This window comes from Myxacorys sp. (genome assembly GCF_059501405.1).
The window spans coordinates 18,964-29,636 of the sequence record NZ_JCACCM010000040.1 but is presented as its reverse complement, the minus strand read 5'-3'; the positions used below and the strand labels follow the sequence as shown (position 1 = coordinate 29,636).

The window sequence follows — 10,673 nt, the reverse complement described above, 5'->3', positions numbered from 1 at the left end:
CCATTTACAAACAGTCTCTAATGGATAGGTAGCTTTTCTGTCAAAAACTGCCCCGACATTGATGTAAGTTATTAAGACTTCTTCGCTTTTCCTTGATATACAACCATCTCAGCAAATGATGCACAACAGCTTGATTTTGTGCAGCTTTCGCTATCCCAGTCTGCCGGAGTGTCAAAAGGCGTCTTACACTTTGGGCATTTTTTCAATAAGTACAGTCCATGGAGATCACAAGCTGTGACCTCTTTATATTGCCACTTAATCAAATGACAGGGAGTTTTTGCGTAACATGCTGCACATAGACAGATTGATTTAGGAGGCTTCATCGCTTGAGTAGGAGGAGGGAGCATCTCAGCTAGTCGATCAGCATTGACCTCAACAATTTCTGCTAAGACTTCTAACTCCTGCCTAGTAGGAAACAACGGACTTAAATACAGTTTTTTCCAACGCGAAACTCCAGCTTTGATACCAGTTACTCGTCCGATCTGATAAGTTGTCCAAACATTGGCTCTTTCAAAACGACCTAGAAAGTGGCTAATACTTTCTCCTGGAAAGGGTTCGACTCGTTCCAGTTCAATTTGGTGAGCTTCAAATTGCATATATCTCTACCTTGATTACTAGAAATTATGCCTCTCCGGTTCCACGAGGTAAGGCGAATTTATACGCTCTGATTCATTTTGTTTGAACCTTCATTACTTAATACTATGAAGCTCTGAATACATTCACGGTTCTGGAAGAAATGGAATTACCTGGTGTATTACTATGCGCTTCTCCCTCGTATATACTCTCCTCTCATGCTTTGGAGGAAGGGTTTATCTATTTTTGTTTCTCTCAAAATCTTTTTGGCATCAAAATTCAACACTCTACTGTCAGTCTTCAATGCTTGAAGTACTAAATCATAAATTTCGCTAAGCTTTTTCTCGAGCAGTTTAACAGCAGCATCCCTCAAAATATCATCTAACAGTCTAAGCTCTCCTGAAGTCATTTCTTCCAAGTTAGAAGCCAGTTCCTTGTTAATTCCTTCTCTGCCAGTCTTTAAAAGAGGAATAATTCTCTTTTTACCACCTGATTTTGAATAGTTCTTGGAGTCAAGAGGATCATTCATTTTGATAATCTTTTCCGCCCAGATTTTAACGACTTCTCTAAATCTATCGCCGACTAATTCTTCAAAAACAAAAGTATTTGTAAAGCGGTCTCCCACTTGCTCATCCTTCTCTAGTAAAGTATCTAAGCGGTTGCTTGTTCCAATCAAAATAGGAACAACCCTTAAATCTTTATCGTCATAGAAGCTCCTCACGGTCTTGAGTGCATCAAAGTGTAAACAATGAGCTTCATCGACGAGCAAGATCTGAACTTTGTACTGCTTGAAAAACTTTTTAACGCGCTGTTTTAATTGATGAATACTTCCACTTGTAGGTTTTCCAAGTGCAATCAGAATTAACTGAAGAAACTTTCCAGGAGCGCACCTATTTTCGTCTATCTGAACATACACAAAGGGACGTTCAGAGGGTTGATTTGGGTGTTGGATTGGTTTAAACTCCTCTAAACAAGCGTGACAAGCACAAGTTTTGCCAAGACCTGTTTCTCCAATGGCTTTACCAAGTTTCTTCAGCTTTAACCTTCCTCGTATCCAATCAATAAATCTTGAGACCTGATCGAGTCTCAAAACACTCGGTTCAGGTTCGGCAATACATGCAATTGCTGCAAACATTTCTTTTGCAATCGCGCTCAAATCATCCAACTGCTCCTGCGGATTTGAAAGGGCAGCAATTACCGATAGTAATAGATCTTGTGACAGCACTTTAGGCTTAGAAAGAGCATCAAGTGCTGATAGTAATTTTTCCTGTGGCACTGATTCTTTTGGCTGGGAGAGCGTTGCGATCGCATCCAATAGTTGATTCTGCATTAGCATCTCTTGCTGTAGCGCTTTCTCTTTTGGCATGAATAACCGCTAAAAGTTCAAGCCGTATCCATCAAGACATTTTAGTTCATTTGTTCTATCTAGTCATCTACTTCGATCGCGTAATCCTCATCCTCGTCATCGCTGTTAATAACTGACTCAAATTGAGGTATCAGTATCTCAACTGGACGAGATTGCTCCTCCACTGGTGGTTTCGACACACGCTTATGCTGATCTTCCTCGTAACGCTTTGGGGGCGGATTGACCTTCACTTCCTCAGCATTACGACGATCTTTCTTCGTTATATTCTTCTTGCTTGCAAAGCGTTTTCTACGACGAATGATTTCTTCCCGGATCGCTACGTTATTGATACTTTTACTCTCTTTTCTAAGTTTTTTGGCAGAATGTGTGACTTCTTCAAGCGAAAACTGATCTGCTTCCAGTCCCACGGCATACCCACGAGCAATAAACTTTTCCCGACCATCTCGGCGGCTATACACCAACAACATGGTGATGTCTCTGGGATCAAATTTTAGAAACACAGTATCTCCAGTGTGCCGCCCTAAGTTTTCTCCCTTGTAGAGGAGGTTCTCAAACTTTACATAGCCGCCATCGTAAACAACTCGCTCATCTGTCTGCATGAGACAAACATCGAGTTCTCGCGGTTTGATTACGGTAGGTGGCGTTTTCAACCCAGCTTCCCACCGTGCTATACGGCTTTGTTCTTTCACGAAAGGGTTAGCACGAGTACGCGGATCAGGATTCTGATTGTAGTTGTCAGCCAAGTAACCCGCCAGCATCATGTCTAATTCTCGCAGCGTCATTTTGACGACTTTCGCAACATCTTTAGGGCGCTTTTGTACGTTGGGACCGGTGTAACCCGGAGCCTCACTCAAAAGCTCACTTAGGGTGCGGAAAGGACGCTCTACGATTCCACCCTGAGATGGCTGTTCTCGGCGTTTTGCCTTAAAACCGAGTTGATCCCCCACATATTCCAGGAAATTGAAGTCGGCAGCACCATCGGTGTAGATATATCGAGGAGAACCATGCGTAATCCATTGGCATCCTATCTCGTACTCTGGACCGTATTGCTTAGGTAGCATGGCGTGTCGCAGCGCTAATGCGACCACCAAAGAACTAGGTGCTTTTAGTCCCAGTCGATACCCCACAATGCAACGTGCGTAGCAGTCAATCACTGTAGTGAGGACAGGACGACCAATCTCCACCCCATCTTCGTCAACCAGCAAAACATCTGCTTTCGTATGGTCGATCTGCCAAACCTGGTTGCTGCGCGTCACTGAGATACTCTCACCATCACGGGTGCGGAGAATTAAAGTATCACCGTGCCATCCAGGACTACGGCTAGTCTTGGCTTTGTGGTTCTTTTCTTCTATAGGTTTTAACCAGATTTCCACAGTCCTGGTGCTAGGAGGTTGTCCGTATTCTCGCCAGAACTCGAACGCCACGATCGCTTGCTTTTGCTCTTCAAGACGTTTGATGCGATCATGAACTGCTCCTGTATCCAACTTTCGTTTTCGTAGCTCAGAAATCTTAGTTTTTAGGGCTGAAATTTCTTGCTGAATCTCACGCTTTTCCTGATTGCAACTTTTCTGGCGTTGTTCGATCACCCTTGACAGTTCCAGATCCAGTTTCTCTCCAGAAAATCCAGCCGCTTCCAACCTAGCAGCTTCAGACGGCAACTCTAGCTTCATGTACTCATAAATCTGGTCTTCAACACGACTCGCAGCCTGCGTACGAGTCATTGAACGGTCACCCTTGTTTCCATCTTCGTAGATTTTGCGGCTCAGGTCATACCAGTATTCGCTGCGACGAGGTTTACCATCGTCCTTGCGTGCTGCTCTCTGGAGGGAAGCAGTTCCCAGAGCAATCCAGTCTTTAAAGATGCGTCTCACTTGGCGTGTGGAAAGGTTTAGCTTTTCTGCTCCTTCTTTGAGACGTTCGCTGAACAGGGTACGGTTATGGCGTGCTTCTAACAAATTGCGAATGACTTCGCGTTTGAGCTTCTGCTCGTCTGTTAGTTGGAGCTTGACCTTCTCTCCGTTCTGAAGGGTGATTTCGTCTTCCAACGCATAGCGCCGATCCAAAAACTCGGCTGCTACATCATTTACAGGCGCACCATAGCAAGCGATCGATTGTTCAGAGGGTTGAAATATGGTCTTCGACTTATCTGACGCCAATTCTTCTATCTCACTAGCAACGGAAGGTTCCTCAGTACCAAGATCCTCTTCCTCATAGATTAAAGAGAAATCTCCATCATCCTGCTGATCAGAATACTCGTTGGCTTCAGGCGGGTTCATGACTCCTTCCGTCCTCAATTAGCTAGTAAGTTTGTATTAATCATAATAGAGCTTGAAAAAATCTGAGTAAATTTTTTGGGAACAATTTTATTGGATTGTAGGCGGATGCCATCCGCTGATTACCCAACGGGAACGAGCAGATGTAATTACTGGGTTGTTCATCATCTGCAATCTAGCGATCGAATGAGCCATGATCGCTGTTTGCCCTTCCACTCGTGTCGTATCCAGGCTCTAGGTAAAATGCTCTGACCGTTGCTGCATTCGCAGGTTGATATAGTGGCAGGATTTCACTCGTCAGTGAGTCTTCTTCCGTTAAGTCGGATTTGTTTTCATTGCAAGATCGACAAGCCAAACAGACATTTTCAAATGAAGGGGTTCTGCCTTTGGATTGGGGATGAGTATCGTCAAAGCTCATCGAAAGACCACTGTTGACTTCGCTGGCCAAGCAATAGCAACACCATTGGCGCAAAGCGAAGCTGATCCGTTCCGGATCACTTGCTCAAATCGGAGTCTTTAGTGATTCACAAATAGGCTGATGCAGGCAATCAAGCATTGGGGGCACGATATCCACACCAATGCAGCATTGTAGCCTCAGTGAAAAACAAAAATAGGGCAACAGCAACTTACTAATCTGAATCAACCTGAAAATGCTGGGGACATCAACTTGCTGCTGGAGGGCCGGAGGGCGAGTTACTGGCTTGGTCATAGGTTCTACGAGGTGAGGGGTTTGGAAGACGGTAAGCTTTAGAAATACAATTTCGATCTTATAAATTTAAGTTGGCGGCTAATGGCTAAGTTACGCTTGGGATTGGAATGGTTTTTGAATCCAGACCATGTGCCTCTGCTGGTGGGGTTGAAGCAGGGATGGTTTGCAGCTCTAGATATCGAGTTGGAATTAGTTGAACCATCCGAACACATTGATGCGATCTCCCAGATCCAGGACGGAACGCTCGATATTGCCATTACGGAACCAGTGCATCTGGTTGAAGATTGCAGTAACGGTCATCCGGTCATTGGTTGGGCACGGTTTTTACACACCAATGGTGGGGTCATGTACTTTGCAGGGCAAGGGATTGAGCACCCCAAAGATATGTCGGGCAAGCGATTGCAATACCCCGGCGCACCCTCAGCTTTAGGAAAGGCGATCGCTAAAACGATGATCGAGGCGGATGGCGGTCAGTTCACCGATGATGCGATCACCTCCGTAGACAATGGTTTCTTCCACACAGACGCACTCATTAACAACAAAGCAGACTGTGCAACGCTAGCGTTCTACAACTTTGAAGTTATTGAAGCTCGGCTTCGGGGCTATGATGCTCAGTTTTTTGCCCTTAAGGATTGGGGCATTCCAGATTTCTGTCAACTCATTTTCATCACGACTCCAGAGTTATTGCAACAGCGACGGCAAGAACTCCAGGCTTTCCTAAAAGTCTTCCGACGAGGCATTGACTTCATCCATCAGCAGCCCGAAGCGGCACAGGCAATTTATAACCAGCACACAGGAGCCTACGCTGACGATGCGATCGGGCAAGCCATCTATCAGGCAACCGTTCCCTGTTTCACTTATGACTTGACGATGACTACTGACTACTACGACCAACTACAGACCTGGATGCACCATACCGGGCAGATTGCCAATTGCTTACCCGTCACCACCTACTGGACTAACTCACTCGCCCTATAGAAGGGCAATTTTCAGAGACATCTGCTTTTATGCTGCTGACTTGCGATTGCGAATTCAAGGAAGCCTAAAACCCTTTTGCATCAATGGCTTCAGTGACCAAAATTCTGCGCAACTCATTTGCAAGCGTCTAAAAAGGGCAATTTTCGCCTGAGGAATTATTTTACTCCCTAGAGAATAATCTGCACAACTCATTTGCTCTTAGGGTTGATGGGGGTGTGCAAGTTCTAAAAAATTTGAAGCTGTTGCTGGGTAACGGTTTCAGCCTTTAGGAGAAAGCGCAAGTCGTTTGGAAATTGCGCAATATAATGTGCTCAGTCACAACTGGAGTGATCAGGTTTGTACGATGGCTGTTGTCCAGTTCAGAGGCGAGGCGATTCAGAGCAATGAGATCCGGAGGGTTCTCTGGCTGGTAGTAAAACCCTAGATCTACATCTGACTTGGGGGTATGGTTGCCTCTTGCCCTTGAGCCTCCCAAAGCGATCGCCACAATCCCTTCAACCGACTGCAAGCAATCGACAATGTGATGAGTGAACTGGGGCAATTGCTCATTCATGACGACGAGTTTACCTCTAGCGTCATCCCAGCCCGACGCAATCGTTCTGCCAAAACATCTCCCAACCCGGTTGCTGGTGTAAGAATGCCTCCCCGTGTTTGACCACCAGGCAACGCATTTGTTTGCAGAGCCAGACTCAAGGCAGCTTCACACACAAATTTGACCGTTGCTCGGTTGCCCGGATCGCCCTGATCTCGAACGAGTCCTCGAACGTGACGCCCGTCTACTGCAGTGCCAACCAATTCACAGGCAAACCAACCTTCGTTCATCGTTTGCTCAGACGGTCCTTCGCCCGGTTTCGGTAGGAGGGGTTGTAGCAGCGATCGCGTTTGGGGCTGTTGTAAAATCCTCATAAATAGTCCCAGTCCAGTCGTGACGCCAGTTGCCTTCAACCATGCCAGTGGCTCATCAAACTTAAGATACTCCTGATAGGTGAAGTCGGGTCCATAGGGTTCCTGACAGGCTTGGTACAAGGCACTACTGCGACGGACGATGCGAGTGTTGACAACTCCCATGAAAAAGGGTGCAACCCAGGTATTGAGGTTCGCATCAAAGGATGGCGTTTGTGGATCACGGTTGCGATCAACTTCGGCTTGAGAGTGAGAGGCAGAGGGATTGAGGAAAAAGGGATGATTCATTTGGGCTGCCCCCGGCGAGTCGTAGAGATTGATTGCTGATGCCAGAGTGCCACCGTTGAAACCGCCAAACGCTTGAAAATAAGCCTTGACCGCCTGGCAGGGCATACCCAATTCTCGTTGTAGGTGACGAACGACCAGGTAAGTGCCCAGATCGGAAGGCACCGAGTCAAAGCCACAACAGGGAATAATCCGTGTGCCATCAGTAGCAGCCCGAGTCTGGTAGCGATCGATCAGGGTTTTGACCCAGGGTGTTTCGCCAGTGATATCAACGTAATGGGTGCTAAACCGAACGCAGGCATCAACCAAGGCATTGGCATAAAGGGCAAAGGGCCCAGCCGTGTTGAGAAGCACTCGCGTTTGAGCGACGATCGCATCGATCGCCTGCTGATCCTGGCTATCGGCAACCAAGACCTCTACCCCGACACCAACCTCAGATCGAATGGCTTCTAATTTCTGACGATTGCGCCCAGCGATCGCCCACCGCACCCCCTCAGGCGATGCATGGTCAGCAAAGTACTGTACCGTCTGCTTTCCGACAAAGCCGCTAGCACCGTAGAGGACAACATCATAAAGACGTTCAGAAGAACGATCAGACATGGCAACATTACTCCTGACAACGACTATTGTCGAGAACGCATCTCCCGCTGACGCATTGGCATCGCATCGATTGTGCGGAACAGCACCACTAAATTAATTGGAGTCTGGCTCCGTTGCTTCTCCGTACCATCCTTACCCACGAGAATCACTGTAAACTCTTCAGGAGTAATCCCAAACTGTTGTCTCAGTCTCTCCGCCGAGGCTGAACTGAGCGATCGCCCATCGACCTGGCTCTCTCCAGTTCCCAAAATTTGCGCCAGTTTCAGGTCGCGATCGTCTGTCTCTGCTGCGTCTGCCTGCCATGCCTGCATCTGTTGACGATACTGAGATGAATCGGTTGAGGGAGTAAAGATCAGCAGGATGCGGTGTTGCCATTGATAGTCGCTCAGTTTAAATTCGATTCCCTGAGAACGATCGGGGCTTGCTGCAACACTGGCTACCTCTGGTGGCTGGGAATGAGGAGGATTTGGCGAATCACTCATAGCGATGAAAGGCTGGGGAGAGGGACAGCCCTGTAGGAGGGACAAAAGAACAATAAGTACAGTTAAAGACTGCATTGGGGCACGGAAATAACTTTCTTACTGTAACCAGATCGCTGCAAGAGTATCTGATTCCCAAGGGAGAATTTGAGAGTACGCAGGTCAGGCAGACAGGGGAAAACCTGCTGCCAATAACCAACCGAAGAATAAAGCAGAGCCGATCGCGTAGACCCATGCTTGGTTTAACAGACCTGCCACCAAAGACAATATTCCCATCAGTGGCGGCAAGAGCGGCAAGAGCAGAAACATAAAGCCCAATTGAGGTAAGAAGTTGAGCGTCAACACGAAGCCACCAATCAAAGCGGCGCTCTGTCCCACTAGAGAAGGCGTTTGCCGACCCCAATATTCTCTTGCACGATTCCTGCTGCCAGAAACCAAGGGAAACAGGCGGTGCCTTCGGCTCAGCAAAGCTGTGCGCCACTGGCAACCACACTTTTAGCCGAATTGGGATTAGCCACCACTGAAGCCAGACCACCTGCGCCATTGCACCAAAGGCAACCCAAAGAATGACAAACAGCACAACTCCCAACCCAATGGCTCGCAGGGTAGGGCGAGGTAGACGCGCCAGCACTCCCAGCCAGGTTAACCCGGCAACCAAAAACCAGACTCCAACCGCTCCACCGACTTGGACGCCACCTAAATTCTGGAGTTCAAACCGCTGGCTCAGAAGAACCAACCCTGCGGTTGCTGCCAGTGGTGCAGCGATTAAGCCTGCCCATCGTCGGATAGGAGCTATTTTTGTGGCGATCAATGGAAGGTGGGTCAGGAGGGGTGAGATTACTGCCAATCCGATTAACCAACCTAACAGGTGTAGTCCATACCAAGCCATGCGGCGGTCGCGATACTGGCTATCATTGGTCCTGCCAAACGTTGCATCCAGCCAACGTAGTGCTGCCTCATCACTACCATCACTAAACAAAATGGTGATGTCGTTCGACATCTGGAACGACCACCAGTTCTCGCCCCTGCCCTGTTACCAGGTTCGTGTTTTCTCCCCCCGCCTGTGCCAGCAATCGTTCGGCATTACTCACAAAGCGTCCCTCTCCACTCCCTGCCTGTAGTTGCAAATTTCGGGGAGTTTGAGGAGTCACGTTCGCCCCCGTTGGAGAAACAGCAACCGTTGCGGCGAAGCGATCGCGCTCACGAATCCCAGCATTCATCACAATCCCGCTACCCATCGAGTGTCCCAGGAGTGCCAGACGACTTGGGTCAACCCGGGGTTGTTCCAGGAGAGCTTGCAAAGCTACATCCAGATTCTGCTGTAGCTCATACCGCTGTAAGCGAGTCCCATTCGTGCCATGCCCGTCAAAATCCCAGAGCATGACCGCATAACCCGCATGAGCCAGGACATGTCCATAGCCCAACATCAACTGTTTAGAGCCTGCAAACCCATGTGCCACAAGAACTCCTGGGACTTCACTCGCCCCTTGAGGAGCCAGGTAGAGCAGAGGCATACCCTCTTTTTGGAACGATCGCACCTCTAGTCCCGATCGAGTGGCAGCAATTCCTACCCAGGACGAAACAACCAGCAGAATCGCGAGTAGCAGGAGTCCCAAGCGTTTATAGTTTAATTTCACAGGCTTCAGCCAACGTCCAAACACCATCTACTGGTGTAACGCAAAACAATTTTAAGGATTGGTAACTCTACTCAACATCCGAAGTTGGAGATTCATTGTCAGAAGTAAAATCAATTTTTTCTTGGCGATCGCCCCAATAACGCGATCAGACCAGCTTTCGTTGAGCGGTGGAGTGAACTGAAGTAGTGAGTTTCACGGCTTCAGTTCACTCGCGACAGATTGCCAATCTGGAACTGATTGTAACGGCTTCAGGCAAGGGTCAACGCTTCCGATCCATTTTCATTCGCTTATTCGGGTATTGCTTGTGAACCCAGGCGAGGAATTCCTGAGGAATTTCTGTAGCTGCGAATCTTGCTTTAGCTTCTCCAGAATATTCAAGTGCAGTGCCAGATGGGAGTTATCGTAGAGCGTATGGATTTGTCGGTGGCAGGAAAGAACTTTCACTGAATTGTAGGAGGATGCCAATCACTGATCACCCAACGTGAACGAGCAGCTACGATGATTGGATTGTTCATCCGTAATGCAGCGACCGTGGCTCGTCCGACTGGCGTTTGCCCCTCCACTCGTGTTGCATCCAGGTTCCAAGCAAAATGTTCCGACCACTGCTGTACCCTCGGATTAAACAAGGGAACGATTTTCCCGGTGAGAGGATCTGGAGCTTCGGTCAAGTCTGACTTGTACTCATTGCAAGAGCGACAAGCCAGGCAAACATTTTCAAAGGAAGTGTTTCCGCCTTTGGACTGGGGATGGATATGGTCAAAGCTCGTCGGCAGACCACTATTGGCTTCGCTAGTCAAGCAGTAGCAGCAGCGATAATGATCGCACTCTCGAATTTGGGTTTTTAAGGATTCAGAAATATAGGCAGACACA

At 47.9% G+C, this 10,673-nt stretch carries 12 protein-coding genes; 1 reads left to right on the top strand and 11 read right to left on the bottom strand.

Annotation, left to right across the window (positions count from 1 at the left end; translation table 11 throughout):
* Positions 1 to 71: 71 nt before the first annotated feature.
* From AC5I6P_RS03515 to AC5I6P_RS03495, 5 genes are all read right to left on the bottom strand, one after another.
* On the bottom strand, positions 72 to 596 hold the full coding sequence (locus tag AC5I6P_RS03515; RefSeq protein WP_495692374.1) for a TniQ family protein: 525 nt from the start codon (positions 594 to 596) through the stop codon (positions 72 to 74).
* A gap of 161 nt (positions 597 to 757) precedes the next feature.
* The gene (locus AC5I6P_RS03510) at positions 758 to 1,939 is read right to left on the bottom strand and encodes an ATP-binding protein (protein WP_495692373.1); all 1,182 of its coding nucleotides are present in this window, start codon (positions 1,937 to 1,939) and stop codon (positions 758 to 760) included.
* A gap of 59 nt (positions 1,940 to 1,998) precedes the next feature.
* Complete coding sequence (locus AC5I6P_RS03505; protein ID WP_495692372.1) at positions 1,999 to 4,215, bottom strand: transposase; 2,217 nt, start codon at positions 4,213 to 4,215, stop codon at positions 1,999 to 2,001.
* A 172-nt stretch (positions 4,216 to 4,387) separates the two neighbouring features.
* Positions 4,388 to 4,630, bottom strand: a complete 243-nt coding sequence (locus AC5I6P_RS03500) for an HNH endonuclease (RefSeq protein WP_495692371.1) — start codon at positions 4,628 to 4,630, stop codon at positions 4,388 to 4,390.
* A gap of 84 nt (positions 4,631 to 4,714) precedes the next feature.
* Positions 4,715 to 4,921 carry a hypothetical protein gene (locus AC5I6P_RS03495; protein ID WP_495692370.1) on the bottom strand — a complete coding sequence of 69 codons (207 nt, stop codon included), beginning with the start codon at positions 4,919 to 4,921 and terminating at the stop codon, positions 4,715 to 4,717.
* Between the two features lie 81 nt (positions 4,922 to 5,002).
* On the opposite strand from AC5I6P_RS03495, the gene AC5I6P_RS03490 reads away from it, so the two are divergent.
* On the top strand, positions 5,003 to 5,899 hold the full coding sequence (locus tag AC5I6P_RS03490; protein WP_495692369.1) for an ABC transporter substrate-binding protein: 897 nt from the start codon (positions 5,003 to 5,005) through the stop codon (positions 5,897 to 5,899).
* Between the two features lie 265 nt (positions 5,900 to 6,164).
* Here the strand turns inward: AC5I6P_RS03490 and AC5I6P_RS03485 are convergent, their stop codons facing one another.
* From AC5I6P_RS03485 to AC5I6P_RS03460, 6 genes are all read right to left on the bottom strand, one after another.
* The gene (locus AC5I6P_RS03485; protein ID WP_495692368.1) at positions 6,165 to 6,452 is read right to left on the bottom strand and encodes a nucleotidyltransferase domain-containing protein; all 288 of its coding nucleotides are present in this window, start codon (positions 6,450 to 6,452) and stop codon (positions 6,165 to 6,167) included.
* The gene (locus AC5I6P_RS03480) at positions 6,449 to 7,687 is read right to left on the bottom strand and encodes a saccharopine dehydrogenase family protein (protein ID WP_495692367.1); all 1,239 of its coding nucleotides are present in this window, start codon (positions 7,685 to 7,687) and stop codon (positions 6,449 to 6,451) included. The genes AC5I6P_RS03485 and AC5I6P_RS03480 overlap by 4 nt, the downstream gene beginning before the upstream one ends.
* A 23-nt stretch (positions 7,688 to 7,710) precedes the next feature.
* Complete coding sequence (locus AC5I6P_RS03475) at positions 7,711 to 8,169, bottom strand: DUF4174 domain-containing protein (RefSeq protein ID WP_495692366.1); 459 nt, start codon at positions 8,167 to 8,169, stop codon at positions 7,711 to 7,713.
* Complete coding sequence (locus AC5I6P_RS03470) at positions 8,162 to 9,166, bottom strand: hypothetical protein (protein WP_495692365.1); 1,005 nt, start codon at positions 9,164 to 9,166, stop codon at positions 8,162 to 8,164. Before AC5I6P_RS03470 ends, AC5I6P_RS03475 begins: the two co-directional genes overlap by 8 nt.
* Complete coding sequence (locus tag AC5I6P_RS03465; RefSeq protein ID WP_495692364.1) at positions 9,138 to 9,803, bottom strand: alpha/beta fold hydrolase; 666 nt, start codon at positions 9,801 to 9,803, stop codon at positions 9,138 to 9,140. Before AC5I6P_RS03465 ends, AC5I6P_RS03470 begins: the two co-directional genes overlap by 29 nt.
* Positions 9,804 to 10,243: 440 nt before the next feature.
* Positions 10,244 to 10,672 (bottom strand): HNH endonuclease, encoded by a 429-nt coding sequence (locus tag AC5I6P_RS03460; RefSeq protein ID WP_495692363.1) that lies wholly within the window; start codon positions 10,670 to 10,672, stop codon positions 10,244 to 10,246.
* Position 10,673: the final 1 nt, after the last annotated feature.

What these genes read in the sequence shown, in the direction of transcription:
- AC5I6P_RS03515 (WP_495692374.1), bottom strand. Translation starts at nt 596, where the DNA reads ATGCAATTTGAAGCTCACCAAATTGAACTGGAACGAGTCGAACCCTTT.
- AC5I6P_RS03510 (WP_495692373.1), bottom strand. Translation starts at nt 1,939, where the DNA reads ATGCCAAAAGAGAAAGCGCTACAGCAAGAGATGCTAATGCAGAATCAA.
- AC5I6P_RS03505 (WP_495692372.1), bottom strand. Translation starts at nt 4,215, where the DNA reads ATGAACCCGCCTGAAGCCAACGAGTATTCTGATCAGCAGGATGATGGA.
- AC5I6P_RS03500 (WP_495692371.1), bottom strand. Translation starts at nt 4,630, where the DNA reads ATGAGCTTTGACGATACTCATCCCCAATCCAAAGGCAGAACCCCTTCA.
- AC5I6P_RS03495 (WP_495692370.1), bottom strand. Translation starts at nt 4,921, where the DNA reads ATGACCAAGCCAGTAACTCGCCCTCCGGCCCTCCAGCAGCAAGTTGAT.
- AC5I6P_RS03490 (WP_495692369.1), top strand. Translation starts at nt 5,003, where the DNA reads ATGGCTAAGTTACGCTTGGGATTGGAATGGTTTTTGAATCCAGACCAT.
- AC5I6P_RS03485 (WP_495692368.1), bottom strand. Translation starts at nt 6,452, where the DNA reads ATGAATGAGCAATTGCCCCAGTTCACTCATCACATTGTCGATTGCTTG.
- AC5I6P_RS03480 (WP_495692367.1), bottom strand. Translation starts at nt 7,687, where the DNA reads ATGTCTGATCGTTCTTCTGAACGTCTTTATGATGTTGTCCTCTACGGT.
- AC5I6P_RS03475 (WP_495692366.1), bottom strand. Translation starts at nt 8,169, where the DNA reads ATGAGTGATTCGCCAAATCCTCCTCATTCCCAGCCACCAGAGGTAGCC.
- AC5I6P_RS03470 (WP_495692365.1), bottom strand. Translation starts at nt 9,166, where the DNA reads ATGTCGAACGACATCACCATTTTGTTTAGTGATGGTAGTGATGAGGCA.